The organism is Priestia sp. SB1 (assembly GCF_038898415.1).
The window spans coordinates 889,358-913,319 of sequence record NZ_JBBJSS010000002.1 but is presented as its reverse complement, the minus strand read 5'-3'; the positions used below and the strand labels follow the sequence as shown (position 1 = coordinate 913,319).

Sequence of the window (23,962 nt, the reverse complement as noted above, 5' to 3'; positions counted from 1 at the left end):
TAGCATAAATAAAAAATATCCCCTAACATTTAGAACATAAAGATAGCAAGTTGAAAAGGGGGGAGAGGATGAAACGTCTACATTTTATGAAAGATTACTACATTAATTCAATTAACAAGGGGAAGTGCAAAGATAACACTATTCAAGAGTGTTTATTTAGATTAAAGACATTTCAGGAAAAAGAGAAATTTTTAAAATTTGCCGATAATCAAAAATAACAAAAAAACCAGACTCTAACCGTTATGATTAGATTCTGGTTTTTAATTATTTCAGTGGTCTATGTTTGCGACCGGTCTGTTTACGCTCTCGATTTTTACGAACTTGTTTTTGAATTTCATCAGAAGACTTTAAAAAAGCTTTCATTTGAGAATCAAAAACTTCTTTTTTGTAAACTTCATTATCTAAAAGGGCAAGAGACAATTGAAAAGAAAGTTTCCCTTTATGTTTTTTAGATCGAGTAATCCTCGCTTTTATAGTTTCACCTTCAGACACGACATCTTCCATACGTTTTACATAACCCGTACCCGCTTCTTTAATCGGTAGGAAGTAATCATATGAATCACCAGTGGATAGGATTGCACCACTAGGTAATAATTTTACTACTTTTGCTTCAATAATGTCGCCTATTTTTGGCATTGGTATAAACCTCCTAAATATAACTCTATTAGTTTTTATTCCAAAAAAGAAAGAAATCCTTTTCAAAAAGGAAAAAAATAAAAGAATAATAATTAAGAGAGAGAGGTGTTAACGATGAATAAAAAACTTTCTTTAATCATTTTGTTTTTGCTCTTTATATCATTAATTAGTGTTTTATTGGCTTTTATGGCTTTCTCACATCAAAATAGTAATGAAGATGTAGGCGAACTAAAAACCGGTTATGAGCAACTATCAAAACAAGTAAATGAACTAAAGGTTACAACGAAAGAATTAGATACAAAAGTGGGAGATGGTACGCCTGTATCTACTCCAGCTACAACAACACAAGCGGCAAATACTCCAGTAACAACTCCACCGACTACCGCTGTAACAACAAAGACCGTAGTTAGCGGAAGTGTTAATATGAGATCTGGTCCTTCTACCAATGGTAAGGTAGTTCGACAGTTGCCAAAAGGAGAACAGGTAACACCGACTGGTATTACAGCAAGTTCGGCAGGTTTTCAATGGATTCAAGTTAAAGATCCAAAAGGAAATCAAGGTTGGGTAGTAAGTACGTATATAAAATAAACGCTTAATGCGTTTATTTTTTTTTTCTAAAAAAATGCTTATGTAGTAAAATATGAAAATAGGCTTATACACATAAGAGATTTTACAAGCAAAGAGGTGACATCATTGGCAAACGGAAAAGCCCACGAAAGAATTAATTTAATCTTTTTAGCAATTGGTATAGTAGTTTCAGCCGCTCTTATCCATAAAGAATCAACATTTGAAGGCATATTTGTAATTGTTGGTTTTATTATAGGAACTTTTTTTATAGGACCTGATTTAGATTTAAAAAGTAGGCCATACAGAAGGTGGAAATGGCTTAGATTTATTTGGATACCATATCAAACGTTTAAACACCGGTCAATTTGGACTCACGGTTACATAATAGGAGACATTATTAGATATGCTTATTTAAGTGTTTGGTGCCTTCTACTATTAGTCATATTAGGCCTAGTATTAAAACCGTCTTTTGGAGAAATATTAAATAGTACAATCCAATACATAGCACTTCATAAAACTATATTTATTTCAGTTTTCTTTGGTAATGTTCTTTCATCTGCAGCACACACACTAACCGATAAAACAACTTCTACATTTAAAAAGTTTTTTTAAAGAAAAAAGGTTCAGACTATAACTAAAATAGCCTGAACCTTTTTATAAAGAATATATTAACGCGCACTTATTTCACTTTTTTAAGTGTCTCGATATAGTCTTCACGTTTAGTTTTTACTCGTTGCATTGTATTATCTACTGCTTTAATCTGTGCTTCAATAGTAGGGTGGGTATCTCTAAACACAATTTTCCCGATTTCCTCATATGAATAATCTTCTGAGTAGTACCAGCAAACACACTTTTCTGTTTCTGATAAAGTTTCCCATAGCTCCCAAAAGGTTTCTTCGACAATCAAATGGTGTTCTGGTTGATATTCTTCTGATTTTAATAACTGTTCAAAAGTGTTTTCGGAATCGTTTTTACTAACAGGAGAGTGATAACTGAAGGCATCATTTAACGTGCGAAGTTTATTGTTTCCAGAACGACTTATAATAGAATCGATATGTCGTTTAATAACGTGCTGAACAAATATTTTAAATGGGCGCTTTTTTTCAATCTTGAAATCTCTAATTGCTTTACAAAAGCCAATATATCCTGACTGAATTAAATCATCATCATCGTCTCCACGATTGTAGCGGCCGCGTTTTTTTAGTTGTAAAACAGTTCTTTTTACAAAGTCTACGTACTGTACAGAAATAATGTCTTTCGCGTCTTCAATTCCATCCTGTGACATTATGACAAGTACTTCGTCTGATGTTTTGTATTTGTTTATCTTAACAAGATCATATAATTTCTTCTTTACGTCCGTATATCCATTTTGCAGTAAAACGACCATCATTTCTTCAGTTAAAGCGGATAAATTCTGTTTATTTCTAGAGTATAGAATACGTAGAGGTGTAACACTATAATCCTCTCTGTACAGCTCTACCAATTCTTCATTGCTTAAATCAGTTAATTGTTTAGTCTGTTTTTCAATAACTGTATTCATAGGTTTCCTAAGAAGGAATTCCACCTTTCTAAAAAATATAATTTTTATAATAAAAAATATTTATCAACCCCCACAAAAAAGAGGAGGGTTACGTATTATATAGTGAAAGTAAATTACGTAAGGTATAGTAAATTAGTTAGTTCGACAAACTTCTATTTACATCATTCGTATTGTTATTATTAAAAGTTCGACACCTTTTAATATTTAAAAGAATTATATTGAAGATGCCCTTATAAAAACAATGGTTAAGGTTAGTAAAAAACCACCAGTATTAAGGTGGTTTAGTTCGCGTTTTTTTAAAATTTTAAATTTGCATACGTATGCATAAACTGCAAGCGGCTTATTTATAATATATTGCAAAATACTGTTACATATCTTTTTAGTTCGACAACCTAAAGAATATGTTATTTTCTTAATATTTCTATAAAAAAACAACCAATAATATGTATTGGTTGTTTTTTTATAGAATTTCTTTTAGTTGTTTAATTAAACTTCTTCTTTTTTCATTTAACTCATCCGTTTCATAAGCACGGTCAAATAAAATGGAAGGACGTTTTTCAAAGAATTTAAGAATTTTAATTAAAGGCACAGTTTCGAGAAAATAATGAATAGGCACTTTTACATAGCCATTTTCAATGTTTGCATTATTAACAATTTCAAGGTAGGCAGCTTTATTAAATACTTGATAAGTTATGTATCCATCAGGAGATAAATAAACATCATCACTAATTAGATCGCGATCATTTGCAGGAAACATATAAATTAGAACACATTCTTTTTCGTTTATTGTTTTCTTTGTGGTAAATGAATAGATTTTTTCCACAAATTTAAGTAACAATGTTACTTCTTCCTCAATAATTTCACTTCTAGTTTCCAGTACAGGTTCATATTTTTTATGCGCACTTTTTAATTTAGAAACAATTTGACTAATATCCATAGGGAAAAACACCTCCTAGCTAGAAAATATATTAGTTAAATACTCTAGAATATCAAGAAAAAGCATTTAAAAAAAGAAGCGTATTTATACGCTTCTATCTTTTAAAGATCTAATGATTTTTTTCTTTCTATCTTTATAGAAAATTTTTAACTGCTTAACAGAAGAAATGTAAGTTGTAATGAATACAACAGGGATAGCAACTATAGTTACCGCAACAAGAAGATTAACGTAATTAAGCTCTCTTGCTGCCAAAAAAATAGTTGTTTCAAGAGAAAGTATACTAAAAATTATTGAAATAACTAAAAATGTATTTACTGACCTTACGCTAGGTTTGAAGCTTAGCTCTTCGGTCATAAACCAAAATCCTATTCCGCGTGTGTATAGGAGTAATCCTATTCTTACTAGGCTAAGCAGTATAATGCATTGATCAATTGATACTATAAGAGGATTAAATATTATATCGTGTATTGAAAAAGTATTACCCACAACTTTAAATGCTGTGTAAATACAAGCTAAAACTAAAATACTACTAATATAACCGGTCACTGATATTAGAAACCCATACCAGTACGTCACCTTAAATAGATATTTAGTTAAAATGGTCATAAACACAAGCCCCACAAATTCATTTATAGAAGCGGGGGAATAAATTATATCGTATGCTATAACCTGTGTGATAGACGTGATAAAGGAAGCAACTATAAGCTCCTTAAGGAAAGAACGGAAGGGTATACGCATTAAGCTAATGCCTAAAAACAACATCCCAAATACTTCGAATGTTCCAGTAATCAACTTAACAAAAGAAAAGAAGGTTTCATTCATTGGCGTAGGTATCTCCAAAGTTTATTTTTTAACTTTTCATTTTCTGGCTTAACGACTGTATTTGTATCGTTATTATAAGAAATAATACGTCTAATTATGTCAGAAACAAATTTATATTTAATCTTTGCTACGGTAGCAAAAGTAGATTTTTCATTTGGTTTTTCAACAAAATAAACTTTCCCTAAGTCTTCATCGAATTTACGAATTTTACTAAGGTTAACGAGGTTTGGGCGATCTAGTGACTCAAATCCCTCATTATATAGAAACTGATCTAGTTCAGACTTTGTGGTTATTTGATAATATTTCTTTTCACCAATGAAATAGATGATTTTCCGCTTATCAGTCTCTATAAAATCAACATCATATAAGTTAATGCTCTCTAATTCAAAGTCTTCATTTATAACTGTCATATTTCTTTCTTCCACAAGATTCACTCCAGATTTTCAATGTAAAACTCTAAGATTAAGAAGAAAACACAATTCCCAATGATATTATACCCTTGTATTAATGTCAATATAATTTCAGGTACACGAAAAGGACTTTATAATCCTAAGAACCAGCATTATAATAAAAGAAGTAATCATTTCAGGTATACGACATAATTCGACAAAATAATTTAAAAGAAGAGGTTTTGGTTTGACTTCGACATAATTCGACATTATAATGTAAAAAGAAAATACCATTTATAATAATGTATATTTTAATGGTACTCGTTTATAGGTCATTATTTTGTTTTTAAGATAGAATCACGTTTTAACTTAAATGTCAATAAAAATTCACGTACTTTAAATGCTGTTTACAAGGGGAAAGATTGTTACTTATAATAAACGTGGAAATAAAAAAACCATTACATCAATAATGGCTGCCTTTATCTTTTATTAATTAAAATAAGAGTTTAATTGTTTTATTCTCCATAGAAATTAGTAACGATTTTATAACCTTCTTAAAATAATTTAAAGGCCATTTTTTAATTATGCGTATAAAAGAAGGGGACTCTCAGAAAAATATTTTTAAGTGATTTAGGTATAGATACCCCTTGCGATATGTATGCATATGACACTTATAATTGAGTTAACTTATAGGATGTCTGACAAGTTAAAATGTTCCATATATCGAATGTTTTCACAAGAGAAAACAAAAATTTATGCTTCTTGACAATAAAACCATACTTGTTGCTTTGCTTTAAATGGTTTTGTGTTAAAAGACATAAAAGTATCTTGATCCAGTTCTTCACCTGCATAGTAAGACTCATAATATGGTTTAACAAAATCGTATCTTTCTTGCTCACAACTAGGTAGAAAAAAGTTTTCTGCCGGTACAGGAAAAGCATTACGATTTGCATCCATTCCAGGGAATTCTGAATAATATATATCAATATCTTCTTGTTCTGTTAGAGAAGATACATCGTTTGGAAAAAATAAAGAACCTTCTTTCTTGGCTTTGAAAAGAGCTGTTTTTACCTCAAAATATTCTTTACCCTTGCGTTGTTCTACTTCGAAAATCTTTTTTACTGCGACCCTCATAAAATTGCACCTCATTACGTACTGTATAATATTCTTTGTTGTTTTAGTTAAGTTCGACAAATTAGATTATAAATTGAGTAGGGGAGAAGTGCAAGAAAAAAATTGAAAAAACGCAAAAAAATCTAACGAAATTATCCTTTTTTAAAAAATCGGATAAGGATATTCATTAAATTCTTCGAATTATTTAAGAGAAGAGAGTTAATTCTCAGTGATTCGGAGGGTACACATATGAAGGAAACTATAAACAATATCCATATTGTTTCAAAAGGTATTGTCTTAAGTATCATTTTACATATGATTGTAATTGGTTTTTTAGTTGTAACTGGCTTCAATGCCTCATTACCTTTATTTACCTTGATTTTGTTGGTAGTAATGGCAGTATCAGGTTTCTACGTTGGAACTATAAGTGATCGATACGCAGAAATAAATGGTTTAATTATAGCTATATTTACTAGTACAATTGTATTATTTTATATAGCCCAATATACCGAAATGGACTGGGCAGTTAACAGAATTGTAATAGCAAGTTATTTAGTAATAGGTTTTTTGTCATCCCTAGTATCTAGGTTAACAAATAAGAAACAAAGAATCAAGAATAAAATGGAATTAAAAGATAAACTTAGGGATTCTGGTAACGACAGAGAAAATAATCCTCAAAAAGTAAAATCTCCTAAGAATTATTTTTCATTATTAAAAAGCGAACTAAAGGATAGCACTAGTAAGAAGTTATCAAAGTTTAGTGAAAAAAGAGTGAAAAGCCCTAACACAAAAGAATAGAATTATGGTCTAAACACAAATAAAAGCATTAAAAACCCCTTCTACAACGCTTTACGTATAGAGGGGGTTTGTTGCGTAATAAAATACTTTAATTTTCAATTTACCACAGAGCTTGAAAAGAAATTAGTTGTAAAGTTAGTTCTGCTTTACAACTAATTTCTTTTAATGTATGATTATCCCATAGAGAACGTTTGTTCGGTATCTAGATTTAAGTACTTTTAGTTTTAATATTAAAAGATAACCACTAAGAAGAGAAGCTGTTACTTTTTTAGATATTATTGAACGCTTAAAACAATATCTCTGAGCGGGAAAAACCCACTTTTATTTAATATATATTTTTTGTTTATTTTCATTTTTATTTAAAAAATACTCTATACTTTAGGCAGTAAGAAATCATTAAAAAAATACAACTAATTCTTGGAGGTACATTAAATTATGAACGAAAGACAAGCAGCTTTAGATATGGCTTTAAAACAAATTGAGAAACAATTTGGTAAAGGATCTGTAATTAAAATGGGGGAAGGTACACACACAAAAGTTGAAGCATCTAGCTCAGGTTCTTTAAGTTTAGATATTGCTCTTGGGATCAATGGTTATCCTAAAGGTAGAATTATGGAAGTTTATGGACCCGAAAGTTCAGGTAAAACTACAGTCTCTTTACACGCTATTGCAGAGGTACAAAAAAATGGAGGACGTGCTGCCTTTATTGATGCTGAACACGCACTTGATCCAGTTTATGCAAGAAAACTAGGTGTAGATATTGATGAGTTACTGTTATCTCAACCAGATACTGGTGAACAAGCACTTGAAATTGCTGAAGCATTAGTTAGAAGTGGAGCCGTTGACATTATTGTTGTTGACTCAGTAGCAGCATTAGTTCCACAAAAAGAAATTGAAGGGGAAATGGGAGATTCTCACGTAGGTCTACAAGCTCGTTTGATGTCTCAAGCTCTTCGTAAACTTTCTGGAGCAATCAATAAGTCTAAAACCATTGCTATTTTCATTAACCAAATTCGTGAAAAAGTCGGCGTTATGTTCGGTAACCCTGAAACAACTCCTGGTGGACGTGCTCTTAAATTCTATTCTTCAGTACGCCTTGAAGTTCGTCGTGCTGAACAACTTAAGCTAGGAAATGATATTGTAGGTAACAAAACAAGAATTAAAGTAGTTAAAAATAAGATGGCTCCTCCTTTCCGCGTTGCCGAAGTAGATATTATGTATGGAGAAGGAATCTCTAAAGAAGGGGAAATCTTAGATATCGGTTCTGAATTAGATATCGTACAAAAATCTGGTTCTTGGTTTTCATATAATGAAGAGCGCTTAGGACAAGGACGCGAAAACGCCAAAGCATTCTTGAAAGAAAATCCTGAAATTAGAGAAGAGATTAGAAAAGCTATTGTTGAAGTCAAATACGGCACTGATGCTACTAACAGTGACGATAATGACAGCAATAATGATTTTGAGAACTATAGCGAAGAATAATAAAAATAAAGAACACCTTGCCATATGGAAAGGTGTTCTTTTACTTATGTAACGTACAAGCTTAAAGTCCAAAAATTTTATTGAATATTCTTTTATTTTTTACATCTTTTTCTAATTTTCGTAATAGTACCGTGTCTTCTTTACTGAATAAGATTGTGTTAACAAAGTCAATTTCTTTATCTTTAAGCGGTTCCTCGCTTTTAATTTTCTTTTCAACTGAGTGAAGAACTTTAAGTTTAAGTGTTAAGGTTTTTGGTGTGCCTATTTTTTTATGGTAATATCTCCATTGTTGATCCGACAATATTAACTCCTGATTTTCAACATTCCCTAAAAGAAGAGTGTACAAATATTTGCGGATATAAATATTTTTAAGCACTTTTACTTTTTGAGAGTCATTCAAGACTCTAGAGTATATAAAAAAAGCTTTATCACCTTTCTTAAATCTTTTAATATCTTTATGAATTAGTACGCTAACTACAATAAAATATATTATTAACCCAAGAAAGAAGACAGAAAACAACAGCGAAAGAAATTCTTTTGAATTTGTAGCCGCTTTAACAAACAAAAAACCTTTTCGGTCATTAACCCACAACAACACTAAGAAAGAGAAGAATGTGGAGTATGCCCAGTATAAAAATTTTTCTTTTGTTTCTTTTGAGACACCATAAAATACATCATATCTGTCAAGCATAACTAGCATCACCCAGTCAATAATTAGTTGTTTTCTTATAAAAACCTTGCTATTATTAAATAATGCAGAAGAATGACTAATAAACATACTATGTTGCGTTAGGAGGTTTTTTTATGACGCAAAAAACATACCAAGTATTTTCAGATATGAAGGAACTTGATCAATTTATTTTGGATTTAGATCCTATAAAAGAATTTGAATCAGTTAAGCGTGAAATTAATTGGACTTTAGTGACAAGAGAATGCCAAGAGTGTGGCGAACCGTATGAGCAGAAGCATATCGCACAGCATTTTTGCGAAAAATGTCAAAAAAAGTCTGAAAAACATAACAAACGCGAATCTGTTTCTCAACGAATGAAAAAGAATCCCTCTGTGGCTCAATGCGTAGACTGCCATAGCGATTTTTATAAAATTGCTCCTACAATGTACTATTGCTCGGATTGTTCTACAACTGGAGGGCAGTTAGTTTCTACAGGAGAATACATTGAAGTAAAGACACCTATGATGCCACGTCCTCGATACTGTGTTGAATGCAACAAAAGGTTTTATAAAACGGCTCCAGGTATGAGATGCTGTAAGTGTTGTTCACCAAAAGGTGGAGAATTGGTGGAAGAGGAAAAAGACAATTTTGAACGAACTTTGAAAGTGGAAAAATCAAAGTCAAACGTTTTAAAAATAGTAAAATAAAAAGGCCCTTAGGCCTTTTTTTATTTGTTTCAAATTATCTTATGTAATTTCATTTTTTACATTTTCTAAATCACTTATCTTGCAGTATTGATCGTCAAAAGAATTTTTGTTAATATGCCAAAAATTCCATTTACTGTGTATATTTTTTTGGTAAAACAATAAATTAAAGAAGGTGGAAGCGTATTGCAGGAATTTATGAAATTTCATCATAATAATATGGATATAGCATCTAAGAGTCTTGAGTTGCAATCAATTGGAACAGAACCATTTGAATTCTTAGGTATCCATTCAGCTGTAGTGAAACAAGTTTTATCAAATGAGTTTCCAGCTATTGAAACCAAAGACGATAAAGCGGATATCGTATTTTTACTGGAGGACGATACTATACTTCACGTCGAGTTCCAAAGTACAAGCAAAAAATGGGACATCTTAAGGTTTTGCAAATATCATCTAGAGTTATATAATAGGCATAAAGATATCATTGCAAACAAAAATGGTGTTGGGCAAATTAGGACTATTGTAATTTATATGCCCAATATAAGCAGAGAAAAGGTTACAGATGTTTTAAATTCTAACCAGTTACAATTTAAATTTGAAGCAGTATTTTTAAATGAACATCCAGGTGACGAACATTTTAACACTCTTTCTCGAAAAATATTAGAAAACCCAGACGTCAAATTATCTAACGAAGAACTAATATATCTAGTGTACAATCCATTAATGTTAAAAGAAAATACAGATACAGTTGCTGCTCGAACTAAGAAAGTTGTTGAGATAGCCTCTAAACTAACCGATGAAATGATTAAATTTAAAATTATCGGAACGGTTACTGCATTAGCCAAAAAGTTTTTAGATGCTGAAACCATTTCTGGAATTTGGGAGGTTTTTGAAATGAACGGAGTGTTTCAAAAAGAGATGAATGAAATGTTTAATGAAAAAGAAAAAGATAAAGAGATTGAAAAAATTAAAAAAGCTTTAATAGCAGGAGATTTAGCCGAAGCTAAAGTTCTTTTTAAGTATTCTGAACACGTAACCAGCGAAGAGTTTGAAGAAATAAAGCGCAGCTTAAATTCATAAGTAAATTTATTTAGAACTTATCATAAAAGGTAAGTTCTTTTTTACGAATGAGTACAAAAAAAGAGTGGATTACCCACTCTTTATCTTTAATAAATTTACTTAATAGCGTCCTTTAGTGCTTTACCTGCTTTAAAAGCGGGTTGTTTTGATGCTTTAATTTCAATCTCTTCACCAGTTTGTGGGTTACGACCTTTACGTGCAGCACGCTCGCGAACTTCAAAAGTACCGAAACCAATTAGTTGTACTTTTTCGCCGTTTTTAAGTGCATCTTGAATTGTATCAAATAAAGCGTCAACCGCTTTAGTAGCGTCTTTTTTAGTAAGTTCTGATTGTTCAGCAACTGCATTGATTAATTCTGTTTTATTCATATGTATAAACCTCCGAAATGTTATGTATGTAGCTGGTTTACCAGCCCAACAATAATATTGTAACGTTTTTTGCTTTATCCTTCAAAGAAAAAGTGAAAACGTACTATTTTGTTAACATTTTACTTCAAAAAAGAAAAGGCGTTAGTTAACAACGCCTTTAATCCTAATTATTATCGGTATGAAATTTCAGCACCTAAACGGTTAAGTTTTTCGATAAACTCTTCATATCCACGATATAAGTATCTAAGTGATTGAACAGTTGTAACACCTTCAGAAACCATACCAGCAATAATCATACTAGCAGCTCCACGTAAATCATAGCTGTCCACTTTACAACCAATCATACCTCTTTCATTTTCAGAACGTTGGATAACAGCAGAGTTATCGTTAATTTTAATTTCAGCACCCATATTTCTTAGTTCATCTAAATGACGGAAACGGCTATTAAAGACTTTTTCAGATAGAATGGATGGAGTTTCTGCTAACGCCATTAAAATAGAAATTTGTTGTTGGCAATCAGTAGGGAAAGCAGGGTAGAAACCAGTTTCTACTTGAATTCCTTTTAGAGGCCCAATATAAGAAGCTTCAACCCAGTCATCTCCAATTTCTACTTTAGCGCCCATAGCTTCTAATGCTTGAAGTGGAGCAGTTAAATGTTCAGGGCGACAATGAGTTACTTTCACGCTACCTTTTGTAGCTACACCAGCTACTAAAAGAGTGAAGGCCTCAATACGGTCAGGTTGAACATTAAATTGAATTGGGTTTAAACGTTTAACACCACGGATCGTTAAAGTTTTAGGGTTTTCAAATGTAATATTAGCACCAGCTGCATTTAAGAAATCAACTAATTCAAAGATTTCCGGCTCAATAGCAATGTTATGTAACTTCACTTCACTTGGAGAGAAAACAGATGCGTAAATTAAGTTTTGAGTGGCACCTACCGATGGAATTGGTAACGTAAATTGTCCTTCTAATCCGTTAGAAGTAACAGTAATATTACCAGCACCTTTATCTACCTCAGCTCCTAAGCTTTTAAAACCATTAAGGTGAATATCAAGAGGGCGGGAACCGATTACACAACCACCAGGCATTCCGACACGAGCTTCACCAAATCTTGCTAGTAGAGAACCAAGGAATAGGGAAGAGGCACGCAATTTGTTTGTAAACTCCTCAGAAATAGGTCGATTCATAATGTTACGAAGGTTTAACTTTACTACGCCATCTGAAAACGAACCTGTAGCACCTAAGTATTTCAAAGTGTCTACCATAACGTGAATATCAGTAAGATCAGGGCAGTTAGCAATCTCAACTTCATCAAAAAGAGGTAAAGAAGCCAATAGTGGCAGTGCTGAATTTTTACTCCCTTGTGTAGTTACAGTTCCAAATAGGGGAGTTTGTCCGGATACAACAACAGAATCAGATTTCGTTAATACGCTCATATATATAATCGCCGCTTAAAGCGACTGTACACCTCTTTCAATTTTAGTTGATATCAATTAAAAAATTATTAAGTTTCAATTTATTCCCTTTATTTTTAGAATAAAAAAAATCTTCTTTTATAGTTTTTGACTATGAAATTATATTACATAAAAAACATAAATGAAAGCGTCAATTTGTGTCTCTGTAAATTTTTATAAATAAATATGTAATATTAAATGCTTTCTACTATATCGGAAGTCCAATACACTCTAGAAGAAAGGTCTAAGTTTTGCTCAACCTGCAAGGTATAGTCAAAAAGGTCTTTTATATTTGAATTATGAGTAATCATAAAAATTTGTTTGAAAACACCGGTTAGTTTACGGAGCGCATCTATAATTGTTTCTTGTCTTCCTTCATCCATTGAACCCAAAACTTCATCCAAGGCCAAATAATCAAAGTTCTTATGCTCTCCTTGAGAAGTTAAAATTCTACTAATAGCTAATCGCATACAGAGCGCTATTAACTTTTGTTCTCCTCCAGAGAAGAGGTGGAAGGGCTTCTTAATCCCGTTTCGATAAACAAATACATTGTAATGATCATCCAATTGAACTAAATCATACTTACCATCTGTTATAAATGAGAGTAAATCTTGCATTATACTCTCTAAACGAGGCCTAACTTTAGACATCCGATCAATTTTATAATTTTTAAAGACTTCTTCTGTTTTAATTAAATAAGCAAGCTTACGTTTTCGTTCTTCCATATCCTTAATTTTTATCTGATTTTCATTACGATCTTTCTCTAAATGTTCCATACGCACTTCTACGTTCTTTTTCTCTTCTTTAACTACAGATAATTCTTTCTCTGCTGCGCGTAACAATTCTACTTCTTTATTAATTTTATGTTGGTGGGAACGGTATTCTTCTAAATTGAATTTCAGCTTTTCTAATGAACTCTCTACGCGGTGGATATCATCACTAATTAACTTAATTTTATTATGTATTTCTTTTTCTTGTTGAAGAAGCCCAGGTTCCTTTGCCATTAAAGAAGAGAGAATGCTAAAACGATCCTTTTTCTTTTGCAATTTTTCTACCTCAATACTTAACAACTTAAATTCCTCTTCATCAAAGCGAATATCTTTAAAATTGTTAAGTTGTTTTTCAACGTTCAGATAATCCTGTTTCTCATTTTGAAAATCTTGTTGCAACATTTTAAATTCATCCAGCAACTTGTCCAATTTCCGACTTTCATTTTCTAAATTTTCTCTTGTGAGTTTTAAAGAATTAATTTTTTTAAACATATCTTGTTTCTTTTCTTCTCTAGTTTCAATCTCTTTTACTAGCTCATTATGTTGAGTAGCTAAGCTTTCTAATTTTTGTTTGTAATCATCAGTTAGTGTATGGAAGTGTTCACCCATAGCGCGTTTACATACAGGACAAGAGGCATCCTGACCCACATTTAGCAATGAATTTCGTTCTTCCTTAAAATGCTTACCTTGATTAGTTACATAAACTAATTCACTTCGAAAATAAATTAAGTCCTTATCAACACTCAATATTATATTTTCTAAGTTAGTTATTTCTTTTATTACATTTTGTATTTGCTCAGTATAGTTAGTGTCAAGAATACATCCTTTAAGGCTGTCCATCCGATCTTTTTTAGCGGTTAATCTATTCTTAAGAGTCATAATATGATCAATTAGTTGTGTCTTCTGAACGAAAAGTAATTTTATTTCGTGCATTCCTTGAAGTTTAAGAAGTGCTACATCATATTTCTTTATATCTTGTTCCATTTTTGAAAACTCAACTTTACTGTCGGCAATCTCTTTAAGCTCCTTACCCACAGCAGGCAGGCTCATTTCCGTTAAATACTTTCTTTCTTGAGTTTTCTCTTTAAGATTTGATAAAAGTTCCTGGTGCTTTTCGTAGTTATTATCAAGAATGTTTTTATGTTCAAGAAGATACTTATAAGAAATTTCTCTCTCTTTAACAATTTGTTCTTGCATCTTTAGGTTACTGTTAGTAGTGGCAAGGGATTCTTTCAGGGCGCAATTTGCTTCATCAAACTCAGAAGGATTTTTAATGTGCCTTTCTTGCTCATCAATTATGGTGATTAATTGATTTTTGTCCGAACGAACTTTTTTTATAGCATCATCAATCTTATCTATTTTTAAAAGACGAGATATTTCTTTCTTACGTTTTTCCGGACTCAACTTAATTAAATTATCAAAATCATCTTGTCTAGCATAAAAGGCATTTGTAAAAGAAGTCTGGTCCATTCGTAAAATTTTATTAACAATATGATCCGTTACCTCTGACTGACCACCGGTTATTAGCACTTTTCCATTAACAGAAAGGTTCGCTTTTGCTGTTGTTTCGTGTCGATGAACACAGTATTCATTCCCATCCTTTAAAAATGTAAGTTCTATCCACCATTTTTGACTCTTCTTAGCTTGGTCATATTTTATTTCCGAAGCCTTTATTCCAGATATATTGCCGAATAAAGCAAGCTCGATTAGGGTGAGGATAGTAGTTTTACCAGCTCCGTTAGGACCGTTAATGTTCATAAGACCTTCTTCAGGAAAGTTCACTAATATAGAAGGGTATTGTCGCACAAATTCACCTTGAAGTTTAGTTATCAGCATTTTCGAGAACCTCCGCTAGATATGGCATCATAAACGTGAGGAGCTCTTTTTTAGGGAAGTTAGGATCTTCAGGGATCTGGTTAACGAAATTTGATAATCCGTCTTGCAGACTCTCGAATTCATCACTATCCATTTCCTTAGTTTTCACACTTTCCGATAACTCTACTTTGTTTTTAAAGTCGAATTTAAAATATAAGCAGCGGTCAATTTCATTGCGAATATCGTCAGTAAGAAATAAGTGACGATGCTTTAAATTTTTAGGCAGATTTTTAATAATAAGTCTTACAATACCGCCTTCAACTTTCTCACTCTTAAATCTTTGGATAATTTGAGATTGGATGTCCTCTATAAGCATTCCTTCAGCATTTATTTCTTTCATATCAATCATAGGCCTAACATTTAAAAACTTGTTTGTTTTAGTTACTTCCTTTGTTTCCAAATCAATCTCCACAATTAATACCCTTGGCATTTTCTCTTGTCCAAAAGCCAGATGTTCAATTGGTCCTGGGTAAATAATGTTATGACCTAAATCTGTGTAAATGTGATAGTCTCCTAATGCAACATAATCCATTTTTTTGTTAATTAAATCATCAAGATGAACAACGATAGAACTTTCATTCTCTGCATATTGGGGAATAGAAGAAACTCCACAGTGAGTAACTAAGATATTAACTTTTTCTTCCACCTTTTTAACTTTTTCTAATTCATCCTTGAACGTTACATTATCATAAGAGGAGGGGAGACAGTGGCATACAACATCATCAATTCCTTTAATAGTGCGCTGCTCATATAAACCCTTAAACACAGAAATAACGTTTTGCATTTTACCTAATTTAAAAAGTTCACTGCCAACTCCAGCCTTTTTAGAAAAGTTGTGATTACCCGCTATTTCTAACCAAGTACGACCCGTAGATGAAAAGCGTTCTACTTGATCCATATAAAAGTTATAATGCGCAGGATTCTTATAACCAACTTCATTCATTCCGTCTCCAGCGTGAATAACAAAATCTACGTTTTCCTCAAGAGCAATGTCAATAGCTTGTGCAAACGCATTGTTTATATCAGCTGTGCGTATGTTTTCACCGGTCTCAGTATATTTATTTATCTTAAGTTCTGAAAACTCGTTATGAAGGCTTGCATTTCCGCTATACCCATTATGCGTATCAGCAATATGCATAAATTTAATTTTTCTTTGCGACATATTTACACCCCTAATAGTAATTTGTGGGGATTATATTCTATATTTTGTTTTCAATTTAAGTAGTTAGGGCGGGAAGTAATATTTGTTATTTCTGTATTTAGAAAAAGGACATAAAAAAAGAAGGCTATAGAAAGCCTTCTTTTTTATGAGTTGTTTCACCTTATTTTTATTATTTTGTGACGTAGGTAAGCGAGTATAAAAGCGCCAGTTACCGTCGCACCGACTACAAGTGGAGAGTAATAGATAATTTTTGTTTGGGAATGAGGAAAATGTTCTGAAACGTACTCATATACAAATAAATCTGTAATGTAAGATGCTAAATAAATATCTAATGAGAGTATAGAAAGAAGAGAAATCGTTTTAACAATAATTCTATTTTTTATATTGCATCTGTAAAACATTATAAAAAATGAAACAGATAGCATTACAACCAATAAAGACGGGTAATATCCTACCTTTTGTAGAAACTTTCCTTCGTTTGCATACAAGTATTCTGTTATTGCAGAAGCTAATCCAAATAATAAAACTAAGAAAATATTTAAGCCAGTTTTCATAGTAACTTGAAATTCTTTTATAAAACTACCTATAAAATAATAAGTTAGTGGATAAAGTAATTTCCAAAAATCCGGAAAGTTTAAAAAACCTTGAGCCTTTCCGTTTAATAGTTCAGGTACCGATGTAAGGAATAACAAGATACCGATAAGAAGAAGTTTGCCCCTCTTTGTGGGAATTCCTTTATATAAGATGTTTAAATAAGGACTTAACAAAAACAGTCCAATAAACATATTGATATACCAAGAATAACCGTTAGCTTTAAATAGAAGAATTAATCTTATCCATTCTCCTATGTCCTTGTGATCTTGAAAGTAAAATTCACGAACTAGAATGGCTATAACAGAGTAAATAAGATAGATTATTATAATAGACCATATCTTTTTAAAGTATTTACCCTCTGGTCTCTTATTAGCTTGAAGATAACCAGTAAGAATTAAAAACAAAGGCACACAAATTAAAAACATCATTCTACAGAAAAGCTGAACAAACATATTAATACCATTTAGCGGTGTATTATAGAAGTATGTATGAAGAAAAAAGTGAACTGAAGGAACAAATAAAACTGCAGATGCTTTAACAACATCTATTCCAACATTTCTGTTAGGTTGCATTATAGAACCCCCATCATTGAAAAGTGAATACGTTTTATAGGTATATTAATTAGTTAAATAAAGAAAAATTTGAATTGCTTTGGTTTGAGGGAAGTTCTCTTTTTACTTTTTCTATATATTGGTTGTATTCAAAGATTTTTATAGGAAGTGCAAAAGGGGAAGTAGGGGAAGAAATAATAGCCTCACCAGGCATTAATTGATTTATGTCCATTTCTAAGTTTTTGATTGATTTTTGTACTCTACCTTTTAATAAATCAAAATCAGTTTCGTCAGATATACCCAAAATAATATGAGTATTCATTTGAGATAACACAACAGGATCCATAAGTTTGGCTTGCTGCGTAATCGCAATCAAACCTAACAAGAATTTGCGGCCCTCATTTACTACGCTTCTAAACACATTTCCTTCTGTATCCTCACCCTTACCAAGTACACGCTGGCACTCTTCAAGAACTATAGCGATTGTAGGATATTTTCCTTCTTCAAAACCTTTTCTATCTTTCTTATAGAGATCTTTTTGCCTTTCTAGTACTTCACTAGTTAAAAGAGAAGACAAGAATAACTCTTGAAGTCCTGAAAGTGAAGCCATATCAACTAATACACCTTTTCCATTAAGTAGATGACCAATGATAAATTCCATATCATCCTGTTTTTCATCAGCTACCAAGAAAGTAGATCGGGCTAATCTTTGTAACTTAGATTTTGTTGCTTTAATAGTATCTACGTGAGCCCCACCTCTAAAGATGTCCCTCAAAAGCTTAGGTTTTGAACCAGTTCCTTTACCAAAGTGCGTAACAAAATCTTGCAAATCACCCATATTATCATCCTCGAAAGGTTTACCATTCATTATAAAGTATTCTTCTTCATCATACGGAGTTTCAACTAGTACTTGAAACCAATTATCCCTTAAAACTGCTTGAGCCTCTGTCATAAACCTTTCTTGCGGTTCCGTCCATCTCATTTGTTTACGAATATTCATAAGGGAGTCTACTGTGACGCGTTTATAAGCAATTTTAATTTTATTGTCTCCATCTCGACCATCTTGATTGTATATAACTAATCGTTCTTTTTGTAAGGGATGACGTTTTAAGTCTTGGATATACTCACCGTGAGGTTCAAAAATAAGTGGGGAAACTTCTCCTTTACTTTCTAACATTACACCGTTAAGGACTTTCATTGTGTTTGATTTACCGCCACCGGTTCTTGCTGTAATAAATGTATGTGTGCTAAGGGCTTTCTTAAAAATGCCAGCCTCTAAGCTAAGCACCTGACTTCCGGAGCGGAGATGACCAATTTTTAGATCGCCCATTGTTTGTTTGAGAGGGCCGTCAAAGTCTTGAGGAGTTAACTTTCGCACTCTGGAGAAGACAGATATAGGGGTTCTAGCTGAATAAAAACCGTTTTCCCTTGATACACCAAGTATTTCACATTCAGCTATGTTAAATCGTTGCTCTTCTCTTTGTGCTCGGAAAGGTTCATCTGGATTTTCGTGCTCATCACTTAGGTCTCTATTTTTTTCAAAATAGTTGTGTTCTCTAGCCATTTCAAGTGCCCAAGCAGCGTTACCGCCATATTTAATTTCGTTTACTCTCAAGAAATATTTTTCACTTGAAAAGGGTTCTTCCGATATTAGGATTTCACCATTTTCAATAGGTGTTTTTACAAACTCGTTATTTGTACGCGTTAGCGCATCGTAAGCAAATTTTAAGTTAGCAATGCTACCATCAAAAATGTGACCGCCAATAAATTCTTTTTCATACATAAGCAATACACTCCACATTCAATTAAAAATGACTTTCCCATAGCTTTCTAACTTTTTTTGAGACTTAACTCATAAGATAGGGGATTTTTTCTTTTTCATCCATCGTCAGGGAACTAAGAAAGTACTCAATATTTTTAGGGTTTTTCATTGTTTCTAACATAAAAATTAATTCTCTATTCAAAGGCAATTATTCCTAAAAATTTACCTGCCAAACGACATTACATCTAGTTGATCGTGATATATGGTAAAAAGCTCATCAATAAAAGCCCGTGATATGCCACGCTTTCTACATTCAACTTTAAATTCTTCTAAACAGCTTAAGAACTGCTGTTCACTAATTCGAACTTCATCGTGAATCCATTGAAGAGGATAGGGGTAGCCTTGGTTTCCTTCGTTGTAGCAGTAAGAAGCTATTAATTTAATCGCATTTTCAGGATTAATATCATCTGGTAAAACCAAGTCCAGACGAAAAATGAGGTCTATATGTTTGCGGAATTTTACAAAATAGGTTTTTTCGGTTTCGTAGTAATGGTACCAATTTGACTTAATGCTTTGTTTCTTCATATGAGAAGCTAAAATCATTGGGATAGGTACATTATCCTTTAATAAAGAGGTGTCTTTAGAAAGACCAGCCAAGACAATTCCTTTATCTTTGGCTTGTTGACATAAATCATCAAAGAAGCTCTTATTAGTGGAAATAACACCAGATATCATTGAACCATCAAATAATATAATGTCTCCTTTTCCTAAGTAGGAAATAAGGTATTTTACTTTGTCCCATTCAAGAAGTGTTCTTATTCTTTCCGTAGCTTTATCAAAATCCAAGTGGCCTTGTGGTTTTTGACCAGTAACATTTTTGTAGTATTCATTGTGACGCTTTTTGTAGTTATCCTTAGTCAGAATTTCTATTTTTGTTCGGCTTATTTCAGTGTGTACTAATTTGTCTTCTTGAAAGAGTTGGAAACCACTATTAATAGCCGAGAATACAAAACTTTTACCTTTTACAGAATGGTGGCTTCCATCTATAGCCGCAAGTACATTGCTATGATTTTTGGCTTTAAAAGGAAGTAGGTTATAAGCATCTTCTAATTCAGAATCAATTTGCAACTGACTTCTTACAGTTTCCATAAATTCGGCAGCTCTTCTAATAGAGGTTTGATCAATAATAAAATGCAAAAAAACTCTCCTCTCATTGCTAGGACTAAATCTATTGAAAAGAATTATATTTTCTCTCCACAACAAATTAAAAGGGCTCAAGATTGGCATAATCCCTGGAGCCCTTTTAATCTTCATTATTTATCTTGTTTTGTATCTGTAGGTTCTTCTAGAACTTTAAAATCTGTTAACACTTTTCTTGTTATCCCATTTCCTTGCTGTTCTTTATAAAAACTATAGGATACTATAGCACCTTTACTTACTTTAGGGAGTTTAAATCCTTTGATATAAATGGTCTCAGCATTATCCACTTTAGATTCAGCTTGAATCTCGATATTTTTAGAATCTATCTTTTTAACATAGGTTCCTGTTTTCTGTACACGGAACTGTTTAGAACTAAATAGTCCGTGGTTTTTAATTGTGACCATTTTAAGCCTATACCCATCAAAGTAAGGTAGACGATACGTATCACCGCTATTTAATGATAGTTCTTTATCTTGATACTGAAAGTATACTTTACCATCTTTATCTACTTGGTTTACTTGAAGGGAAGTTCCAGCGTTTTTAAATGAAAAAGGGAACGAGCTAACAGGTACCATATTTTCTTGTTTTTCATATGTATCTTCACCACGATCATATATTACCATTAGGGGTGTATATTGCGTAGGCATTAAAGCCTCTTCTCGTAGATAAACATTATTGTCTTTTTTGTCGTATTCCCATAACTTTAAGCTTTCATTTAAAGAATCAAAACCTTTTTTATGTATGGTAAACTGGTGCTCTTTAACAGTAAAAAAGATTGTTTTGTTTATAGGAAAATCCGCAACGTTTTGAGACTCAGCGTAGTTATGATCAACATAAAAACTTTGTATGATTAAAAAGAGAAGGCCAACTACAACAATTATCGTCCAAAGTGGTGAAGTTTTTTTGAAGATTTTCACCTAATCATTCCTCCGTATTGTCATCTTCATCTTGTTCTTGATCGGATAATCGAGCAATTGTTTGAGCACTATCATTTTCTCTAAGGTTTATAACTTTAGTTCCTTGAGCATTTCTGCTGAACTGAGATAGGCTTTCAGCTTTTAATTTAATAAGGGAACCCTGAGTAGAAAGAACGTAAACCGCATCCTGAGAATCGATAATAAGTGCTCCAACTACGTTACCAGTTTTGTCATTGGTCTTAATAGCCTTAACACCTACACCTCCACGAATTTGCGTCTTAAACAAGTTAAGTTGAGTTCTTTTACCATAACCATACTCAGTAATTACAAACAAGTCCCCAAAGGATTCCTCAATATCGGATGAAATAACGTAATCGTCTTTTCGTAAGGAAATACCTTTTACGCCTTGAGTGTCCCGGCTAGTTTGACGAATCTCTGTTTCAGAAAACTTAATAGCTTGTCCGAATTTAGTAACTAATACAATGTTATTTGCACCATTTGTAAGAGATACGTTTACCAATCTATCATTTTTTTCTTCAAATTTAATTGCTACTATTCCAGTTCTACGTATGTTTTTATAATCAGCAAGCGAAGTCTTTTTAACTTTACCTTTTGCAGTAGTAAAGAATAAAGAAAGGTCAGCGCTAAAATCTTTTACAGAAACAACAGATTGTATTTGCTCTTCATCTTCAAGTCCTGGTAGTAGGTTAAAAATGTGAATTCCTTTTGCGTTCGATTGTGTCTCAGGGATGTCATATCCTTTTAAACTATAAACTTTTCCGTGGTCAGTAAACAATAGGAGATGATCGTGTTTATATAGAATGTCTAAATGTTTTACAAAATCATCATCATCTAGTCCCATTGAATTAACACCACGACCATTTCTTCTTTGAGTTTTATAATTTGATTCCATTGTAGTTTTAATATAGCCATTATTGCTAACTGTAACTACAACACGCTCGTTTTGAATTAAGTCTTCAATAGTGATATCTCCAACGGGCGGGAGGATAGCTGTTTTGCGGTCTTTTCCGTAGTCTTCTTTAAGTCGTTCTAAATGATTAATAATTACCGTTTTTAGTACTTCTTCGTTTTCAATAATTTCTTTTAAACGTCTAACTTCTTGATTTAAGTAGTCAGCTCTGCTTTTAATTTTAGATTGTTCCATATTGGAAATAGAGCGGATTTTACGATCCATAATATATACAGCCTGGTCTTTATCTATTTTTAGAAGGTTCATTAATCCTTCAATGGCTTCCTGATCAGTGTCGGCTTGCCTAATAATTTTTAAAGTGCGATCTAATTCTTTTAAAGCTTTAGTTAAACCCTCAAGCTCTTTAAACTCTTTTTCGTGTTTTTTTAAGTCAAAAGTAGCTTCTCTAGAAAACACTTCTTTTTGATGTTTAATGTATTCTTCAACCATTTGCTTTAGATTTAAGCAACGAGGTCTTGTTTTACCTTCTTTAGTCGGGATTAATGCCGTATTGTTAATGGAGATGGTAGTTTGAAGGGATGTATATTTGTAGAGGTGGTTTAAAACAACTTGAGGATCTACGCCTTTCTTTAACTCTACAATAATTCTCATATTATCTTCTGTGGAATCTTTATTATTGTCTTCATAAAGACGGTCTTTTTTAGCGAAATCTAAAGCTTTTTTTGGCTTATTTACATAAAAACGCTTTTTCTTTTGGCCTCTATTTTTGTTTTTGAACTCATCATACATATGTTGAATTGTACGAATTTCTTCTTTAATAACGTGCTTGCCAACTTGATACGGTAGCTGCGTTATAATGATAGCTGCACTACCATCAATTTCTTCAATATGAGCCTTACCACGCACAATAATAGTTCCTCGTCCTGTTTTAAATGCTTTTTCAATACCTTCTTCACCGAAGATAGTTCCGGCAGTAGGGAAGTCAGGACCCTTAATATATTCCATTAATTGATCAATTGTAATATCAGGATTATTAATATGAGCGATAATACCGTCTATAACTTCTCTTAAATTATGAGATACCATATGGCTAGCCATACCCACAGCAATACCAGAAGTCCCGTTTACAAGTAATTGCGGAAACTTAGCAGGAAGAACAATAGGTTCTTTATTTCTCCCATCATAGTTGTCTCTAAAATCAACCGTGTCTTTCTTTAATCCATCTAAGAGCTCTTCGGTTAACTTTGCCATTCTAGCTTCTGTATAACGCATTGCAGCAGCTCTGTCTCCATCCATAGAGCCAAAGTTACCTTGTCCTTCAACTAAGGGAGCTAGCATATTCCATTCCTGCGCTAATCTAACTAGTGCATCATAAACAGATGAGTCACCGTGAGGGTGGTATTTACCAATAACGTCCCCAACGATACGAGCGCTTTTATTATATGGTTTACTATGAGTCATACCTAGATCTGACATAGCGTATAAAATACGTCTGTGTACAGGTTTAAGTCCATCACGTACATCAGGTAATGCACGAGAAGTAATAACGCTCATTGCATAATCTAAAAAAGAACTTCTTAGTTCGTTTTCTATAGGTCTTTCTTCAATGTTTTCATCAGGTCTCAAGACTTTACACC

General features: G+C 32.5%; 23 protein-coding genes. 7 read left to right on the top strand and 16 right to left on the bottom strand.

What is annotated here, in order from left to right; genetic code table 11:
• The first annotated feature begins 68 nt into the window (after positions 1-68).
• Entirely contained in the window at positions 69-218 is a 150-nt protein-coding gene (locus WKH56_RS10355) for a hypothetical protein (protein ID WP_316910876.1), read from the top strand.
• Positions 219-264: 46 nt separating this feature from the next.
• On the opposite strand, the gene WKH56_RS10350 is transcribed toward WKH56_RS10355, so the two are convergent.
• Positions 265-636: a S1 RNA-binding domain-containing protein gene (locus WKH56_RS10350; RefSeq protein WP_316910877.1), complete on the bottom strand. Its 372-nt coding sequence runs from the start codon at positions 634-636 to the stop codon at positions 265-267.
• A 186-nt stretch (positions 637-822) separates the two neighbouring features.
• On the opposite strand from WKH56_RS10350, the gene WKH56_RS10345 reads away from it, so the two are divergent.
• Positions 823-1,224 (top strand): SH3 domain-containing protein, encoded by a 402-nt coding sequence (locus WKH56_RS10345; protein ID WP_342835554.1) that lies wholly within the window; start codon positions 823-825, stop codon positions 1,222-1,224.
• Between the two features lie 105 nt (positions 1,225-1,329).
• Positions 1,330-1,815 carry a metal-binding protein gene (locus WKH56_RS10340; RefSeq protein ID WP_342835553.1) on the top strand — a complete coding sequence of 162 codons (486 nt, stop codon included), beginning with the start codon at positions 1,330-1,332 and terminating at the stop codon, positions 1,813-1,815.
• Between the two features lie 67 nt (positions 1,816-1,882).
• On the opposite strand, the gene WKH56_RS10335 is transcribed toward WKH56_RS10340, so the two are convergent.
• The 5 genes from WKH56_RS10335 to WKH56_RS10315 form a co-directional block, all read right to left on the bottom strand.
• On the bottom strand, positions 1,883-2,743 hold the full coding sequence (locus WKH56_RS10335; protein WP_342835552.1) for a sigma factor: 861 nt from the start codon (positions 2,741-2,743) through the stop codon (positions 1,883-1,885).
• Positions 2,744-3,203: 460 nt separating this feature from the next.
• Positions 3,204-3,680 carry a hypothetical protein gene (locus tag WKH56_RS10330; protein WP_316910881.1) on the bottom strand — a complete coding sequence of 159 codons (477 nt, stop codon included), beginning with the start codon at positions 3,678-3,680 and terminating at the stop codon, positions 3,204-3,206.
• 84 nt (positions 3,681-3,764) lie between these two features.
• Positions 3,765-4,502: a hypothetical protein gene (locus WKH56_RS10325; RefSeq protein WP_342835551.1), complete on the bottom strand. Its 738-nt coding sequence runs from the start codon at positions 4,500-4,502 to the stop codon at positions 3,765-3,767.
• Positions 4,499-4,927, bottom strand: a complete 429-nt coding sequence (locus tag WKH56_RS10320) for a LytTR family transcriptional regulator DNA-binding domain-containing protein (protein WP_316910883.1) — start codon at positions 4,925-4,927, stop codon at positions 4,499-4,501. Before WKH56_RS10320 ends, WKH56_RS10325 begins: the two co-directional genes overlap by 4 nt.
• A 717-nt stretch (positions 4,928-5,644) precedes the next feature.
• A complete protein-coding gene (locus WKH56_RS10315) occupies positions 5,645-6,025 on the bottom strand; it encodes a hypothetical protein (RefSeq protein ID WP_342835550.1) in 381 nt (126 codons plus the stop codon).
• Between the two features lie 228 nt (positions 6,026-6,253).
• On the opposite strand from WKH56_RS10315, the gene WKH56_RS10310 reads away from it, so the two are divergent.
• Both WKH56_RS10310 and recA read left to right on the top strand, forming a co-directional pair.
• Positions 6,254-6,802 (top strand): hypothetical protein, encoded by a 549-nt coding sequence (locus WKH56_RS10310; RefSeq protein ID WP_316910885.1) that lies wholly within the window; start codon positions 6,254-6,256, stop codon positions 6,800-6,802.
• A 435-nt stretch (positions 6,803-7,237) separates the two neighbouring features.
• Complete coding sequence (gene recA, locus WKH56_RS10305; RefSeq protein ID WP_316910886.1) at positions 7,238-8,284, top strand: recombinase RecA; 1,047 nt, start codon at positions 7,238-7,240, stop codon at positions 8,282-8,284.
• A gap of 61 nt (positions 8,285-8,345) precedes the next feature.
• Here recA and WKH56_RS10300 read toward each other — a convergent pair whose 3' ends face one another.
• On the bottom strand, positions 8,346-9,062 hold the full coding sequence (locus WKH56_RS10300; RefSeq protein WP_342835549.1) for a hypothetical protein: 717 nt from the start codon (positions 9,060-9,062) through the stop codon (positions 8,346-8,348).
• Between the two features lie 26 nt (positions 9,063-9,088).
• On the opposite strand from WKH56_RS10300, the gene WKH56_RS10295 reads away from it, so the two are divergent.
• Together WKH56_RS10295 and WKH56_RS10290 are read left to right on the top strand one after the other, a co-directional pair.
• Entirely contained in the window at positions 9,089-9,661 is a 573-nt protein-coding gene (locus tag WKH56_RS10295; protein ID WP_342835548.1) for a hypothetical protein, read from the top strand.
• Between the two features lie 183 nt (positions 9,662-9,844).
• Positions 9,845-10,738, top strand: a complete 894-nt coding sequence (locus WKH56_RS10290) for an RpnC/YadD family protein (protein ID WP_342835547.1) — start codon at positions 9,845-9,847, stop codon at positions 10,736-10,738.
• Between the two features lie 95 nt (positions 10,739-10,833).
• On the opposite strand, the gene WKH56_RS10285 is transcribed toward WKH56_RS10290, so the two are convergent.
• From WKH56_RS10285 to WKH56_RS10245, 9 genes are all read right to left on the bottom strand, one after another.
• A complete protein-coding gene (locus WKH56_RS10285) occupies positions 10,834-11,106 on the bottom strand; it encodes an HU family DNA-binding protein (RefSeq protein ID WP_316910890.1) in 273 nt (90 codons plus the stop codon).
• Positions 11,107-11,276: 170 nt separating this feature from the next.
• On the bottom strand, positions 11,277-12,545 hold the full coding sequence (gene murA, locus WKH56_RS10280) for a UDP-N-acetylglucosamine 1-carboxyvinyltransferase (RefSeq protein WP_316910891.1): 1,269 nt from the start codon (positions 12,543-12,545) through the stop codon (positions 11,277-11,279).
• Between the two features lie 212 nt (positions 12,546-12,757).
• Entirely contained in the window at positions 12,758-15,169 is a 2,412-nt protein-coding gene (locus WKH56_RS10275) for an AAA family ATPase (RefSeq protein ID WP_342835546.1), read from the bottom strand.
• Complete coding sequence (locus WKH56_RS10270) at positions 15,156-16,370, bottom strand: metallophosphoesterase family protein (protein WP_342835545.1); 1,215 nt, start codon at positions 16,368-16,370, stop codon at positions 15,156-15,158. The genes WKH56_RS10275 and WKH56_RS10270 overlap by 14 nt, the downstream gene beginning before the upstream one ends.
• A gap of 155 nt (positions 16,371-16,525) precedes the next feature.
• Positions 16,526-17,536: an acyltransferase gene (locus WKH56_RS10265; RefSeq protein WP_342835544.1), complete on the bottom strand. Its 1,011-nt coding sequence runs from the start codon at positions 17,534-17,536 to the stop codon at positions 16,526-16,528.
• A 49-nt stretch (positions 17,537-17,585) separates the two neighbouring features.
• The gene (locus WKH56_RS10260; RefSeq protein ID WP_316910895.1) at positions 17,586-19,298 is read right to left on the bottom strand and encodes an ATP-binding protein; all 1,713 of its coding nucleotides are present in this window, start codon (positions 19,296-19,298) and stop codon (positions 17,586-17,588) included.
• 201 nt (positions 19,299-19,499) lie between these two features.
• Positions 19,500-20,474, bottom strand: coding sequence for a DNA double-strand break repair nuclease NurA (locus WKH56_RS10255; RefSeq protein WP_342835543.1), 975 nt, complete (start codon positions 20,472-20,474; stop codon positions 19,500-19,502).
• Between the two features lie 116 nt (positions 20,475-20,590).
• Positions 20,591-21,394, bottom strand: coding sequence for a hypothetical protein (locus tag WKH56_RS10250; protein ID WP_342835542.1), 804 nt, complete (start codon positions 21,392-21,394; stop codon positions 20,591-20,593).
• Between the two features lie 4 nt (positions 21,395-21,398).
• Positions 21,399-23,951 carry a DNA topoisomerase (ATP-hydrolyzing) gene (locus tag WKH56_RS10245; RefSeq protein WP_342835541.1) on the bottom strand — a complete coding sequence of 851 codons (2,553 nt, stop codon included), beginning with the start codon at positions 23,949-23,951 and terminating at the stop codon, positions 21,399-21,401.
• Positions 23,952-23,962: the final 11 nt, after the last annotated feature.